The sequence below is a fragment of the Micromonospora sp. CPCC 205558 genome (genome assembly GCF_036902955.1).
GTDB lineage: Bacteria > Actinomycetota > Actinomycetes > Mycobacteriales > Micromonosporaceae > Micromonospora.
On record NZ_JBAKHR010000011.1, the window covers coordinates 192801 to 207129 of the forward strand.

Below are 14329 nucleotides of genomic sequence, written 5' to 3' on the forward strand. Positions count from 1 at the left end.
TACGCCGAAGGGGGTCGACCGTGACCGGTCGACCCCCTTCGTGTTGCCTGACCGGCTCAGCTGCCGGACATGATCTCCCGCATCAGCTTCGCCGTCTCGGTCGGCGTCTTGCCGACCTTGACACCGACAGCCTCCAGCGCCGCCTGCTTCGCCTCGGCGGTGCCGGCCGAGCCGGAGATGATCGCCCCGGCGTGACCCATGGTCTTGCCGGGAGGAGCGGTGAAGCCGGCGATGTAGCCGACCACCGGCTTGGTGACGTTGGCCTTGATGAACTCGGCGGCCCGCTCCTCGGCGTCGCCACCGATCTCACCGATCATGACGATGGCGTCGGTCTCCGGGTCGGCCTCGAACGCCGCGAGCGCGTCGATGTGGGTGGTCCCGATGATCGGGTCACCGCCGATGCCGACGCAGGTGGAGAAGCCGATGTCGCGCAGCTCGTACATCATCTGGTAGGTCAGCGTGCCGCTCTTGCTGACCAGGCCGATCCGGCCGGAGCCGGTGATGTCGGCCGGGATGATGCCGGCGTTGGACGCGCCCGGCGAGGCGATGCCCGGGCAGTTCGGCCCGATGATCCGGGTCCGCTCGCCCTGCGCCACGTTGTACGCCCAGAACGACGCGGTGTCGTGCACCGGGACGCCCTCGGTGATCACCACGGCCAGGTCGATCGCGGCGTCGATCGCCTCGACCACGGCGGCCTTGGTGAACTGCGGCGGCACGAAGATGACGGTGACGTCGGCCCCGGTCTCGGCCATCGCGTCCGCGACGGACGCGAAGACCGGCAGCTCGGTGCCGTCGAAGTCGACCTTCTGGCCCGCCTTGCGCGGGTTGACGCCACCCACCACGTTGGTGCCGGCGGCAAGCATCCGCCGGGTGTGCTTGGAACCTTCGGAACCGGTCATCCCCTGGACGATGACCTTCGAGTCCTTGGTCAGCCAGATAGCCATGATCAGACCCCCGCAGCTGCCAGCTCGGCGGCCCGCTCGGCCGCACCGTCCATGGTGTCCACCCGCTGCACGAGCGGGTTGTTCGCGCTGTCCAGGATCGCCCGGCCAGCCTCGGCGTTGTTGCCGTCGAGCCGGACGACGAGCGGCTTGGTCACCTGCTCGCCGCGCTGCTCCAGCAGGGCCAGCGCCTGGATGATGCCGTTGGCGACCTCGTCGCAGGCGGTGATGCCGCCGAAGACGTTGACGAAGACGCTCTTCACGGCCGGGTCGGAGAGCACGATCTCCAGACCGTTCGCCATCACCGCGGCGCTCGCGCCGCCGCCGATGTCGAGGAAGTTGGCCGGCTTGACGTTGCCGTGCCGCTCACCGGCGTACGCGACCACGTCGAGGGTCGACATGACGAGACCCGCGCCGTTGCCGATGATGCCGACCTCGCCGTCGAGCTTGACGTAGTTGAGGTCCTTGGCCTTGGCGGCCTGCTCCAGCGGGTCCACCGCGGCCTGGTCGACCAGGGCCTCGTGGTCCGGGTGCCGGAACGCCGCGTTCTCGTCCAGGCTGATCTTGGCGTCGAGCAGCAGCATCCGCCCGTCGCCGTTCTTGGCGAGCGGGTTGACCTCGACCAGGGTGGCGTCCTCGGCGACGAACGCCTGCCACAGGCCAACGGCGATCTCGACCACCTGGTCGGCGACCTCGGTCGGGAAGCCGGCAGCGGTCACGATCTCGCGCGCCTTGGCCTCGTCCACGCCCTTCACGGCGTCGATCGGGGCCTTCACGACCTTGTCCGGGGTCTCGGCGGCGACCTGCTCGATGTCCATGCCGCCGGCGACGCTGGCGATGCAGAGGAAGGTGCGGTTCGCCCGGTCGAGCAGGTACGAGAAGTAGTACTCCTCGGCCACGTCCGCGGTCACCGTGATCATGACCTTGTGGACGGTGTGACCCTTGATGTCCATGCCGAGGATGTCCGTGGCCCGGGCCACCGCCTCATCCGGGCCCTCGGCCAGCTTGACGCCGCCGGCCTTACCTCGGCCGCCGACCTTTACCTGCGCCTTGACGACCACACGGCCGCCGAGGCGTTCGGCGATCGCGCGGGCCTCTTCCGGGGTAGTGGCGACGCCGCCGGCCAGCACGGGCAAGCCGTGCCGCTCGAACAGGTCCCGCCCCTGGTACTCGTACAGGTCCACGATTGCGCGTCCCGTCCCGTCTCCGCGGCGCGCCGTCGCGCCGCCACCAGCGTTCAGAAAACAGTTTGACGCCTGTCATCACTTGAAACAGGCCATTGGCCGCAGCCTAGCGAGGTCGGCACCGCCGGCAACCGAGCGGGTGCACGGTGTGCGGTAATGCACAACCGGACATCAGATGTGGCTGGTTTTCGGCCATGACTCGGGTGACATCCACCGTCCGGGCGATGTTGCCAGGCTTGCGTAACCCCGCCGTGGGGGCGTCGTTGAGTCAGGTGTCGGAGCGCTGAACAGCGCAAAGACGGGATACGGCCGATGCCCTGTCGGTCGAGGGGTGGCGGCGGGGCATCGTGCATAGAGGGGCCGGACGTGTGAGGGGTGCGTCCGGCCCCTCCCCCGTGCCCGGATCCGGTCGTCGCAGCAGACCGGCGGGTGTTTCAGGAAACCGGCTGGGCCACGTTCTGTCGGACCCACTCGACAATCGCCTGAGTGGTGGCGCCCGGCGTGAAGATCTTCGCGACGCCCAGCTTCTCCAACTCGGGAATGTCGCCGTTCGGAATGATGCCGCCACCGAACACGACGATGTCGCGGGCGTCCCGCTCGGCGAGCAGTTCCAGCACCCGCCGGAAGAGCGTCATGTGCGCGCCGGAGAGAACGGACAGGCCGACCGCGTCGGCGTCCTCCTGGATGGCGGTCTCCACGATCTGCTCGGGGGTCTGGTGCAGGCCGGTGTAGACGACCTCCATCCCGGCGTCCCGCAGGGCACGCGCGACGACCTTCGCGCCCCGGTCGTGGCCGTCCAGGCCGGGCTTGGCGACGACGACCCGAATACGAGAGCTCATCAGCGCACACCTTTCACCGGCTTGACCGCCTTCACCTTAACGAACGGTAACCCGCCGGGCCCGGCCCGAGAAATCCGGGCTCCGTCACCGGCCGTTACCCGGTGTGTCCGCCTCGCAACCCGGAGGTATCCGGCCCGGCGTCGTCCCAGCATCGCGAGAGCCACGCCGCCGGCAGGGCCGGGACACCATCCCGGCGCCGTCCGGAGTCAAGCCGGACGACTCCGCCGGAACGGTCACGCTCGGCGACGAACGGGCAGCGACGGGGGCACCGTTCGGCGTCGCGATGCGTGACAATAATGGACGCAAACGGACAGATCGACACGCCAATTTTCCGCTCTAGCTTGTGACTCGCCTGACGGTTGGCTAACGTGTCCACGGTTGTCATCAGGTCCATGGACGGGTGACGACGCGGTCAGCGGAGGTTCACTGGAGCTTCAGGGGACGCCCGCCGGCCGCTTCGGAACCCCGACAACGGAGGGTGTGCGTGCGCCAGCGCCTGTCGTCTGAGCCCGATCGATATCGCGGTCGCCGCCGCGTACCCACCCCACCCCGCAGCCGCTACGCCGCTGTCGTCACCACCGCGTTCGTCGGTGCCGGCATCGTGGCCCTCGGCGCGAGCGCCCTACCGGACGCCAAGGACGTCAGCCCGACGGTCCTCGACGAGCTCAAGCAGGCGTCGGTCACCAGTCAGGACGTCCAGGCCCGTTCGGAGAACGCCGACCGCCCCTCCCGGGACAGCCGCAGCAAGGACAACGCTGAGCCCGAGGTCTGGCTGCTGCCGCTGCAGGGTTACGACTTCAACTCCCCGTACGGGATGCGCTGGGGCAAGCTGCACGGCGGCGTGGACCTGGTCGCCGGCGAGGGCACTCCCTATGTGGCGATCCACGACGGCCTGGTCACCAAGGCTGGTTGGTTCGGCGGGTACGGCAACGCGGTGATCGTCCAGCACGCCGACGGCAGCGAGGCCATCTACGGCCACTCCTCCGCGGTGAGCGTCAAGGAAGGCCAGCAGGTCAAGGCGGGCGACCAGCTCGGCCTCGTGGGCCAGACCGGCCACGCGTACGGCACCCACCTGCACCTGGAGATCCATGTCAAGGGGCAGCCGATCGACCCGGTGCCGTTCCTCCAGGAGCGCGGAGTGGACATCAAGATGCAAATCGAAGCAATCTACAACGAGGTAGCCGCCTCCTGACGGTGCGCAACGATCGTTGACCGCCCGGATCTGTCGATCCGGGCGGTTTTGCGTTGGGCGGTCCCGGCCGATGTATCCCGGGTCACAGCGGCGACTGTGACCGACGACTCCAGCCAGCATGATCACTTTTCCGGAAGTAGCGGCACACAGCTGGTCATATCCGGACAGCCGACCGTCCGCTCGCGGTCCGGTCGTTCGGTCCCCGCGCCTGCGTCAACTCGGCCCGACACCAGTATTTCGAGGTCAAGTGCCCCTCGACTGTGAAGGTCCGCCGTGCAGGAAGACAGCCCCGTCCAGAACGAGAACACCCCCGACACCAGCCAGACCACGCAGCCGCAGCGCACCGGCCGGCGGAACCGCCTCATCGTGCTCGGGGCCGCCGCCCTGGTAGCCCTCGGCCTCGGTGGTGTCGCCGTCGCCACCAGCGGCACCGACCGCCCGGCACCCGCCGCCGTCTCCCTCGACGCCCAGTCCCGGGCCGAGGCCGCGAGCCGGGCCGACCGCTCGGTGCGCGAGTCGAGCACGCCGGTCACCCCCTCGCTCAGCCCGACGCCGAGCCCGTCCGCGGTCAGCGCCAGCCCGACCCCCACCAGGACGGCCGTCGCGAAGGTCAAGCCGAAGCCGAAGAAGACCACCAAGCCCACGCCCGCCTGGGTCGACCCGATGCCGGGCGCAGCCGTCACGTCCTGCTATGGGCAGCGCTGGGGCACCCTGCACGCCGGTATCGACCTGGCGCTGCCCTCGGGTACGCCGATCCGCGCCGCGGCCGCAGGGACCGTGACGCAGGCCGGCGACGCATCCGACGGGTACGGCAACTCCGTCTTCATCGACCACGGGAACGGCTACCTCACCCACTACGCCCACCAGAGCCGCATCGCGGTCACGGTCGGCCAGAAGGTCAAGGCCGGCCAGGTCATCGGCTACGAAGGCGCCACCGGCGACGCCACCGGCCCGCACCTGCACTTCGAGGTGCACCAGGGCATGTGGAACCAGATCGACCCGGCACCGTTCATGCGGGCGCGCGGCGTCGACCTGGGCTGCTGAGGCGACATCCCTGCGCGATCCGGAACAACATCAAGGAAAGAGTGGCCTCAGGCACCGCTGAGACCACTCTTTCCTTGATTTAGTGCGATCTTGGGGCGACGGGTCAGAGCTTGTCGACCGGCGCGTGCCGGAGCACCAACCACATGGTCTGGTCGCCGAAGTCGATCTGCGCGCGGGCACCCGGGCCGTGCCCCTCGACGGCGAGCACCCGTCCCAACCCGTACCGCTGGTGATTGACCCGGTCGCCCGCCGACACCTTCGGCCCCTGCGGCAGCTCGCTGGCCGTGGTCAGCCGGCTGGCGTCCACGCCGAGCCGCTGGGCCAGCTGGGCCGCCTTCGGCGTGCCACCGGTGAAGGTGCCACGGCCGCCGGGCACGCGGTCCGCACGACCGCCGACACCGCCGCCCCCGCCAGCCCACGAGGTGTACGACCCTTCGGTGCGCTCCCAGTGCACCAACTCGGTCGGCAGCTCCTCCAGGAAGCGCGACGGCGGGTTGTAGGACGGCTGCCCCCAGGCCGAGCGGGTCACCGCCCGGGAGAGGTAGAGCCGCTGTCGGGCGCGGGTGATGCCGACGTACGCCAGCCGGCGTTCCTCCTCCAACTCGCGGGTGTCGCCGAGCGAGCGCAGGTGCGGGAAGACGCCGTCCTCCAGCCCGGTCAGGAAGACCACCGGGAATTCCAGCCCTTTGGCGGTGTGCAGGGTCATCAGGGTGACCACGCCCTGATGGTCGGGGTCGTCGGAGGGAATCTGGTCGGCGTCGGCGACCAGCGCCACCTGCTCCAGGAAACCGGCCAGGGTGGCCCGTTCCCCCTCCTCGCCCAGCGCCTCGATCCGCTCGGTGTACTCGCGGGCGACACTGACCAGCTCCTGGAGATTGTCCACCCGGCCGGCGTCCTGCGGGTCCAGGCTCTCCTCCAGCTCGGTGAGGTAGCCGGAGCGGGTCAGCAGCGCCTCCAGCACCTCCTCCGGGGTGCCGGTCTCGGCCAGCTCACGGGCGCCGTCGAGCAGCGCCACGAAGTCGGCGATGCCGTTGGCCGCCCGGCTTGAGATGCCCGGCGCCTCCCGGGCCCGCCGCAACGCCGCGCCGAACGAGATCCGGTCACGGCTGGAGAGCGCCTCGACACACGCCTCGGCGCGGTCGCCGATCCCCCGTCGCGGGGTGTTGAGCACTCGCCGCAGGCTCACCGTGTCGTCGTCGTTGACCACCGAACGCAGGTACGCCAGGGCGTCGCGGACCTCCTTGCGCTCGTAGAAGCGCACCCCACCGACCACCTTGTAGGGCAGGCCGACGCGGATGAACACCTCCTCGAAGACGCGGGACTGGGCGTTGGTGCGGTAGAAGACCGCGACGTCGCCGGGGCGGGTCTCGTCGGCGTCGACCAGCCGGTCGATCTCCCGGGCCACCCAGTCGGCCTCGGCGTGCTCGGTGTCGGCCACGTAGCCGACGATCTGCTCGCCGGCGCCGGCCTCGCTCCACAGCCGCTTGGGTTTGCGGGAGGTGTTGCGGTCGATCACCGCGTTGGCCGCGTTGAGGATGGTCTGGGTGGAGCGGTAGTTCTGCTCCAGCAGGATCGTCCGGGCGTCGGTGAAGTCCCGTTCGAACTCCAGGATGTTGCGGATCGTCGCACCCCGGAAGGCGTAGATCGACTGGTCGGCGTCGCCGACGACGCACAGCTCGGCGGGCTCCAGCCCGTCGGTGCCGGAGACCAGCTCCTTGATCAGGACGTACTGGGCGTGGTTGGTGTCCTGGTATTCGTCGACCAGCACGTGCCGGAACCGCCGGCGGTAGCTCTCCGCGACGTGCGGGTGGGACTGGAGCAGGTGCACCGTGGTCATGATCAGGTCGTCGAAGTCCAGGGCGTGTGCCTCACGCAACCGACGCTGGTAGAGCGTGTAGGCCTCGGCCAGCGCCCGCTCGTTGGGCCCGGTGGCCCGCGCCGCGAACTGCTCCGGGTCGACCAGCTCGTTCTTGAGGTTGGAGACCTGGGCGGCGAGCCCTCGCGCCGGGTAGCGCTTCGGGTCGAGATCCAGCTCGCGGGTCACCAACTGCATCAACCGGCGGGAGTCGTCCGCGTCGTAGATCGAGAACGTCGACTTGAGCCCGGCGTGCTCGTGCTCGGCGCGCAGGATCCGCACGCAGGCCGAGTGGAACGTCGACACCCACATCAGGCGGGCCCGGGGGCCCACCAGCGCGGCGACGCGCTCCTTCATCTCACCGGCGGCCTTGTTGGTGAAGGTGATCGCGATGATCTCACCGGGGTGCACGTCGCGAGCAGCGAGCAGATAGGCGATCCGGTGCGTGAGCACCCTGGTCTTGCCGGACCCGGCGCCGGCCACGATCAGTAGCGGCGAGCCGGCATGGCTGACCGCGTCGCGCTGCGGCCCGTTCAGCCCGTCGAGCAGCTGCTGCGGATCGAGACGCGCGGCGGCTGCCCCGGGTCGGTGCGGGCGGGCCGGCGCGGACTCCGGCGCAGGCGGGGACGCGGGGATGTCGAAGAGAGGATGCATCGCCCGACAAGTCTATGCCGCCGGTCGGACACTGCGCCTTTGGCGCTCAGCAGCTCGTGCCCGACGGCGAGCACCACCACCCGGCACGCCCACCGCCGAGAAAGCCGCCCTTCACGATGCGGAATGCTTGCGCACCCGGCAACGACGTGGGCATACTCGACGGCGTGATCACTGCGCGCTACTACTTTTACTATGGCACCGGGAGTCCGGCTGCCGTAGGTCGCGCCTGATCGATTCAGACCTGCTAAAGCCCCGGGCTCCTGGAGTCCGGGGCTTTTTCCGTCCCAGGTTCCGGGCACCGGGCACCACAGTGCGAGAGGTACCCGATGATGGCAGACGTGATGGAGCAGAGCGGCAGCCCGACCCGACCGGGGCAGCCCGCAGCGCAGGGGGCCGAGACGGCGGCGGCCACACCGCCGACGGGTGGGAACACCGAGCCGGCCGAGCAGCAGACCGGCACCGAGGAGCCGTCCGCCTCCGCGCGGATCGTGCAGATCAGGGAACGGATCGACGAGATCGACAATGCGTTGATCACGCTCTGGCAGGAGCGGGCCGCGTTGTCCCAGGAGGTCGGGGCGACCCGGATGGCGTCCGGTGGGACCCGCCTGGTGCTCTCCCGGGAACGCGAGATCCTGGAGCGGTTCCGGGTCGCGCTCGGCGCCGATGGCACCCAGCTGGCCCTGCTGCTGCTCCGCGCGGGCCGCGGCCCGCTGTGAGCCGTACCGGCCCCACCGCCGATTCACCCGGCCCGCTGACGCTGCGTGGATTTGTACGGCACGTGGTCGATCCGGGTCGTTGACACACGAAAACCGCCTGCCGTCATCGTGGCGACGACGGCAGGCGGTTTCGGTGACTCACGCCTCGTGGGTGGCGACGATCTCGCGCTTCTCCGCGAAGTGGCAGGCGCTCGGGTGGTCCGAGCCCTGCCGGATCTCCAGCAGCGGGAGCTGCTCGGCGCAGACGTCCTGCGCCTTCCAGCAGCGGGTCCGGAACCGGCAACCCGAGGGCGGGCTGATCGGCGACGGCACGTCACCCGAGAGCCGGATGATCGCCTTGTTGTTCCGCTGCGTCGGGTCCGGCACCGGCACCGCAGAGAGCAGAGCCTGGGTGTACGGGTGGGTCGGCCGCTCGTAGATCTCGTCCTCGGTGCCGATCTCCACGATCTTGCCGAGGTACATCACCGCGACCCGGTCCGAGAGGTGGCGAACCACCGACAGGTCGTGCGCGATGAAGACGTACGAGAGCCCGAACTCGCCCTGCAACTGCTCCAGCAGGTTCATGACCTGGGCCTGGATCGAGACGTCCAGCGCCGACACCGGCTCGTCACAGACGATGATCTCGGGCCGCAGCGCGAGCGCGCGGGCGATGCCGATGCGCTGACGCTGACCGCCGGAGAACTGGTGCGGGTACCGGTTGATGTGCTCCGGGTTGAGCCCCACCAGGTCGAGCAGCTCCCTGACCTTGGCCCGGCGGCTGCCCTTCGGCGCCACCTCCGGGTGGATCTCGAACGGCTCACCGAGCAGGTCACCCACGGTCATTCGCGGGTTCAGCGAGGTGTACGGATCCTGCATCACCAGCTGGATCTGCCGGCGCAGGCGTCGCAGCGCCCCACCGGACAGCTTGGAGATGTCCTGACCCTTGTAGACGACGCTGCCTTCGGTCGGCTTCTCCAGGTTCATCAGCACCCGGGCGAGGGTCGACTTGCCGCAGCCGGACTCGCCGACCACGCCGAGCGTCTCGCCGGCACGCAGCCCGAACGAGACCCCGTCGACCGCCTTGACCTGACCGACGGTCTTCTTGAACACCACACCCTGCGTCACGGGGTAGTGCTTGACCAGGTCACGGACCTCGAGGATGTTCTCAGACACGGTTCACCAGCTCCTCGGCGAAGTGGCAGGCGCTGGCCCGGGCGGTGCCCACCTGCAACAGCGGCGGGACCTTCTCGCGGCACACCGGCTGAGCCATGGGGCAGCGCGGGTTGAACGGGCAGCCCGGCGGGATGTTCATCAGGTTCGGCGGGAGGCCCTTGATCGTCCGGAGCTGCTGCCCCTTCTCGTCCATCCGCGGGATCGAGTCGATCAGACCCAACGTGTACGGGTGCGCCGGCTTGGCGTACAGGTCGTACACGTTCGCTTCCTCGACGATCCGGCCCGCGTACATGACCGCGATCCGGTCCGCGACGTCGGCGACCACGCCGAGGTCGTGGGTGATCAGGATCATGCCCATCTGCCGCTCACGCTGAAGCTCGGCCAGCAGGTCCATGATCTGGGCCTGCACCGTCACGTCGAGGGCGGTGGTCGGCTCGTCCGCGATCAGCACCTCCGGGTCGAGCGCCAGCGACATCGCGATCATCGCGCGCTGCCGCATACCGCCGGAGAACTGGTGCGGGTAGTTGTTGAACCGGCCCTTGGCGTTCGGGATCTTGACCTGGTCGAGCATGTCGATCGCGCGCTTCTTGGCCTCCGCGCGGCCCATGCCCCGCCGGACCCGGAACTGCTCGGCGATCTGGAACCCGACGGTGAAGACGGGGTTCAGCGCGGAGAGCGCGTCCTGGAAGATCATCGCGATGCCCTCGCCGCGAATGCGGCGGCGCTCCTCGTCGGACATGCGGAGCATGTCCTTGCCGTGGAAGCGGACCTGCCCACCGGTGACGAAGCCGGGCGGCGTGTCGAGGATGCCCATGATGGTCTGCGCCGTGACGCTCTTACCGGAGCCGGACTCGCCGAGCACGGCGAGGGTCTCCCCCGCGTCGACGTGGTACGTGACTCCGTTGATGACCTTTGCGACGCCGTCCCGGGTACGGAACTCCACCCGCAGGTCGTCGACCTCGAGCAGCCGGCCGGAGGGACGCCCGGACCCGCCGGATCCCGGCGCTGACTGCTCGGACACGAGAATGTCGGACACTGGATCTCCCCTAGCGGAGTTTCGGATCGAGGGCCTCGCGGACCGACTCACCGAGCATCACGAAGCTCAGCACTGCGGTGACGAGGAACGCGGCGGGGAAGAACACCAGCCCTGGCGCGACCCGGACAAAATTCTGCCCATCACTGATCATGATGCCCCAGGACACCACCGGCGACTTCAGACCGACGCCCAGGAAGGACAGGGTGGCCTCGGCGCCAATGAACGAGCCGACCATGATCGTGCCGTAGACCAGCAGCGGGGCCAGGCAGTTCGGCAGCAGGTGCTTGAGGATGATCCGGCCGGTGCCGGCACCCAGCGCGCGGGCCGCCACGATGTAGTCGGCCTCCTTGGTGGCGAGCACCGAGGAGCGCATCAGCCGCATCACGACCGGCCAGCTCAGCACGATCAGTGACGCGATCACCAGGCCCATGATCTGGGCCTTGCTGTTGCCGGAGCCCGACCCGTTGAAGGTGGTCAGGATGACGATCGCGCCGAGCACGAACGGCAGACCGAAGAAGACGTCGGCGATCCGGCTGAGCAGCGCGTCGACCCAGCCGCCGCGGTAGCCGGCGATGATGCCCATGGTGCCGCCGATGAGCAGGGTGCCCAGCACGGAGAGCACGGCGACCACGATGGAGGCCCGTGCGCCGTAGATGACCCGGGCGTAGACGTCGCGACCCTGCACGTCGTAGCCGAACCAGCCATTGGCGGACGGCTTGTCGAGGCTGCGGGAGAGCGAACCGTTGACCGCGTCGCCCGGGGCGAACAGCGACGGGAAGGCCGCCATCAGCAGGAAGATCAGGATCAGCGTGGCCGAGATCCAGAACAGCGGCTTGCGCCGCAGGTCCCGCCAGGCGTCACCGAGCAGACCGCGCGGCTTGTCGTTGCTCTGCGGCTGGCCCGCGGTGGCGGGGGCGGCGGAGTCGGTCGGGTGTGCGCCAGGGGTGCTGACGACAGATGCGGTACTCGGGTCACTCATAACGGATCCTCGGGTCCAGGGCGGCGTAGAGCAGGTCAACCAGCAGGTTCATCACGAGATAGACCAGCACCAGGACGACCACGATTCCTACCACCGTGGCGCTTTCCTTGGTGATGATCGCCCGGAACACCTGGCGGCCGATTCCGTTGATGCCGAAGATTCCCTCGGTGACGATGGCGCCACCCATCAGGGCACCGAGGTCGGTGCCGAGCAGGGTCACCACCGGGATGAGCGAGTTGCGCAGCAGGTGCACGCCCACGACTCGACGCATCGGCAGGCCCTTGGCGATCGCGGTACGCACGTAGTCCGCGCGACGGTTCTCCGCGATGCTCGTTCGTGCCACCCGGGCGATGTACGCCACTGACGCGCTACCGAGCACGAAGCCCGGCACGATCAGCTCGGACCACCGCATCTCGGAGGAGACGGTCGGCTTGATGATGCCCCACTGCACGCCCAGCAGCCACTGCAGCACGAAGCCGACCACGAAGACCGGCAGCGCGATCAGGAAGAGGGTGGAGACCAGGACCAGGTTGTCCAGGAAGCCGTTACGCCGCAGGCCGCTCAGCACACCAGCGCCGAGACCGATGATCGCCTCGATGGCGAGCGCCACGACGGCCAGCTTCAGGGTGTTCGGGTAGGCAGTCGCGATGATGTCGCTGATCTCGCGTTGCTGGAACGTCTGACCGAAGTCGCCCTGGAGCAGGTTCTTCATGTAGTTGCCGTACTGCACGAAGACGTTCTGGTCGAGGTGGTACTTCTCGGTCATGAAGGCGATGTACTGGTCCGGGCAGCGACGCTCACCGCACTTGCCGGCGAACGGATCGCCCGGGACGGCCCAGACGAGCCAGTAGATCAGGAACGTCGTACCGATGAAGACCGGCACGAGTTGGAGCAGCCGTCTCAACAGATAACGGCCCATGGGGTGGTCCTCCAGACAGGGGGCGCGTCGGACGGCCGACACGGTGGTGACAACGTGGCGAGTGGAGTGTTGTAACACCCACTCGCGGAACGGCCCCGGGTCGGGCTCACCGGATGTGGCGAGCCCGACCCGGGGTCAGACCGTTCGGATCAGAGCTCGACCGAGGTGATGTCGATCTCGCCGACGTTGTTCAGCTCGAGCTTCTTGATCTTCTCCGAGTGGCCGGACTGCTGACCGTAGAAGTAGACCGGGATGCTCGGGACGTCCTGGTCGATCTTCTCGACGGCCTTGGCGAACGCCTCGTGCGAGGCCTCCAGGCTCGGCGCGCCGCTGGCCTGCTTGGCCAGTGCGTCGACCTCGGGGTTGCTGTAGAGGCCGTCGTTGGAGGAACCGCCAGTGATGAAGAGCGGGTTGACCCAGTTCTCCACGTCCGGGTAGTCCTGCTGCCAGGCAGCACGGTACGGGCCGTTCATCTTGTAGGCGTTGACGTTCTGGCGGAACACCGCGAACGTCGGCACACCCTCAGCCCGGGCGTTGATGTTGAGGTTGGTCTTGACCTGCTGCGCGACGGCGTCCATCCAGTCCTTGTGGGCGGAGTCCGAGTTGTAGTAGAAGACCATCTCACCGGTGAAGCCGCCGGCCTCAGCGAGCAGCGTCTTGGCCGTCTCCGGGTCGAACTTGCAGGCGGTGCAGTTGCCCGGCTTGGCGCCCGGGGTCAGCGGGTTCGCCCAACTGTCGGCCGGCTTGCGGGTACCGAAGAAGATCTTGTCAGAGATCTCCTGCCGGTTGACCGCCAGCGACACGGCACGACGCAGCCTGGCGTCCTTGAAGCGCTTGTCGTAGATCGGGAACGCGATGAACGCGGTCGACGGCGTCACCGTGTTACGGCCCCGGTCACCGAGGTCGGTCTTCCACTTGTCACCGGCGAGCGCCGCAGTGGGGACAGTCTCCATGAAGTCGAGGTTGTTGGCCAGCAGGTCGGCGTAGGCGGCGTTGTCGTCCTGGTACAGCTTGACGTCGACGTCCTTGACCTTCATCTTGTCGCGAAGGTTGTAGTCGTCGAAGCGCGTCAGCTTGATGAGGGCGTTGTCGTCCCACGACACGAAACTCACCGGGCCGTTGCCGACCGGCTTGCGGCCGAACTCTTCCGGCTTCTGGGTGAAGAACACGTCCGGCAGCGGCATGAAGGCGCTGTAGCCGAGCTTGGTCGGGAAGACCGCGGTCGGCGCTGCCAGGGTGACCTCGAAGGTCTGCTCGTCGATGATCTTCAAGCCGGACAGCTTGTCGGTCGTCGGCGTCGGGGCCTTCTTCGGGCCGTCCGGGCCATCCGGGTCCGAGGTGTAGGTCTGGTCGAAGCCCGCGATGTCCGCGAAGAAGCTGCCGTTCTGCGCGCCGTTCGGCGAGTAGGCGGCCCAGTTCCAGGCGTCGACGAAGTTCTTCGACTTGACCTCGGTACCGTCGTGGAACTTGGTACCGCTCTTGATCTTGATCGTGAAGACCTTGGAGTCCGTGGTGTTGATGGACTCCGCCAGCGCGTTACGCGGGGCCCCACCGTCGTTCGGGTACTCGACCAGGCCGGTCCACAACCAGTCGACGATCTTGCCGCCACCGGTCTCCGTGGTGTTCGACGGGACCAGCGGGTTCTCCGGCTGGACACCGTGAACAACGATCGAGCCATCCGCGCTCGCGGCAGTATCGCCGTCGCCGCCGCTCGAGCAACCGCTCGCGACAAGCGCGGCAGCCGCGCTGAGCGCGATGGCGCTCGTCGCCCGCTTCGAGACTCTCATTCCGAGGGGCCTCCTCTTTCTAACCAGGTTC

At 68.5% G+C, this 14329-nt stretch carries 12 protein-coding genes; 3 read left to right on the forward strand and 9 right to left on the reverse strand.

Going from position 1 to position 14329, the window contains the following annotated elements:
- Nucleotides 1-56: 56 nt before the first annotated feature.
- From sucD to V6U86_RS15855, 3 genes are all read right to left on the reverse strand, one after another.
- The gene (gene sucD, locus V6U86_RS15845; protein ID WP_334503790.1) at nt 57-944 is read right to left on the reverse strand and encodes a succinate--CoA ligase subunit alpha; all 888 of its coding nucleotides are present in this window, start codon (nt 942-944) and stop codon (nt 57-59) included.
- Between the two features lie 2 nt (nt 945-946).
- Entirely contained in the window at nt 947-2125 is a 1179-nt protein-coding gene (gene sucC / locus V6U86_RS15850; protein WP_124777605.1) for an ADP-forming succinate--CoA ligase subunit beta, read from the reverse strand.
- 434 nt (nt 2126-2559) lie between these two features.
- The gene (locus V6U86_RS15855) at nt 2560-2964 is read right to left on the reverse strand and encodes a cobalamin B12-binding domain-containing protein (protein ID WP_124777603.1); all 405 of its coding nucleotides are present in this window, start codon (nt 2962-2964) and stop codon (nt 2560-2562) included.
- Nucleotides 2965-3448: 484 nt separating this feature from the next.
- Between V6U86_RS15855 and V6U86_RS15860 the strand changes: the two genes are divergently transcribed.
- Together V6U86_RS15860 and V6U86_RS15865 are read left to right on the forward strand one after the other, a co-directional pair.
- On the forward strand, nt 3449-4156 hold the full coding sequence (locus V6U86_RS15860; protein WP_334503798.1) for a M23 family metallopeptidase: 708 nt from the start codon (nt 3449-3451) through the stop codon (nt 4154-4156).
- Between the two features lie 273 nt (nt 4157-4429).
- Nucleotides 4430-5200 carry a M23 family metallopeptidase gene (locus V6U86_RS15865; protein ID WP_334503800.1) on the forward strand — a complete coding sequence of 257 codons (771 nt, stop codon included), beginning with the start codon at nt 4430-4432 and terminating at the stop codon, nt 5198-5200.
- 103 nt (nt 5201-5303) lie between these two features.
- Here the strand turns inward: V6U86_RS15865 and pcrA are convergent, their stop codons facing one another.
- The gene (gene pcrA, locus V6U86_RS15870; RefSeq protein ID WP_334503802.1) at nt 5304-7709 is read right to left on the reverse strand and encodes a DNA helicase PcrA; all 2406 of its coding nucleotides are present in this window, start codon (nt 7707-7709) and stop codon (nt 5304-5306) included.
- A gap of 326 nt (nt 7710-8035) precedes the next feature.
- On the opposite strand from pcrA, the gene V6U86_RS15875 reads away from it, so the two are divergent.
- A complete protein-coding gene (locus tag V6U86_RS15875) occupies nt 8036-8425 on the forward strand; it encodes a chorismate mutase (RefSeq protein ID WP_334503805.1) in 390 nt (129 codons plus the stop codon).
- A gap of 138 nt (nt 8426-8563) precedes the next feature.
- Here V6U86_RS15875 and V6U86_RS15880 read toward each other — a convergent pair whose 3' ends face one another.
- The 5 genes from V6U86_RS15880 to V6U86_RS15900 all read right to left on the reverse strand — a co-directional run bounded on the left by V6U86_RS15880 (nt 8564) and on the right by V6U86_RS15900 (nt 14298).
- Complete coding sequence (locus V6U86_RS15880; RefSeq protein ID WP_334503808.1) at nt 8564-9577, reverse strand: ABC transporter ATP-binding protein; 1014 nt, start codon at nt 9575-9577, stop codon at nt 8564-8566.
- Nucleotides 9570-10598, reverse strand: a complete 1029-nt coding sequence (locus V6U86_RS15885; protein WP_334503876.1) for an ABC transporter ATP-binding protein — start codon at nt 10596-10598, stop codon at nt 9570-9572. Before V6U86_RS15885 ends, V6U86_RS15880 begins: the two co-directional genes overlap by 8 nt.
- 25 nt (nt 10599-10623) lie before the next feature.
- Entirely contained in the window at nt 10624-11592 is a 969-nt protein-coding gene (locus V6U86_RS15890) for an ABC transporter permease (protein WP_334503810.1), read from the reverse strand.
- Nucleotides 11585-12511 (reverse strand): ABC transporter permease, encoded by a 927-nt coding sequence (locus V6U86_RS15895; protein WP_334503812.1) that lies wholly within the window; start codon nt 12509-12511, stop codon nt 11585-11587. Before V6U86_RS15895 ends, V6U86_RS15890 begins: the two co-directional genes overlap by 8 nt.
- Nucleotides 12512-12660: 149 nt before the next feature.
- Nucleotides 12661-14298: a peptide ABC transporter substrate-binding protein gene (locus V6U86_RS15900; protein ID WP_334503814.1), complete on the reverse strand. Its 1638-nt coding sequence runs from the start codon at nt 14296-14298 to the stop codon at nt 12661-12663.
- Between the last annotated feature and the right edge of the window lie 31 nt (nt 14299-14329).

Coding starts and splice junctions, on each gene's coding strand:
- V6U86_RS15900 (WP_334503814.1), bottom strand. CDS start 14,298: ATGAGAGTCTCGAAGCGGGCGACGAGCGCCATCGCGCTCAGCGCGGCT.
- pcrA (WP_334503802.1), bottom strand. CDS start 7,709: ATGCATCCTCTCTTCGACATCCCCGCGTCCCCGCCTGCGCCGGAGTCC.
- V6U86_RS15890 (WP_334503810.1), bottom strand. CDS start 11,592: ATGAGTGACCCGAGTACCGCATCTGTCGTCAGCACCCCTGGCGCACAC.
- sucD (WP_334503790.1), bottom strand. CDS start 944: ATGGCTATCTGGCTGACCAAGGACTCGAAGGTCATCGTCCAGGGGATG.
- V6U86_RS15895 (WP_334503812.1), bottom strand. CDS start 12,511: ATGGGCCGTTATCTGTTGAGACGGCTGCTCCAACTCGTGCCGGTCTTC.
- V6U86_RS15875 (WP_334503805.1), top strand. CDS start 8,036: ATGATGGCAGACGTGATGGAGCAGAGCGGCAGCCCGACCCGACCGGGG.
- V6U86_RS15855 (WP_124777603.1), bottom strand. CDS start 2,964: ATGAGCTCTCGTATTCGGGTCGTCGTCGCCAAGCCCGGCCTGGACGGC.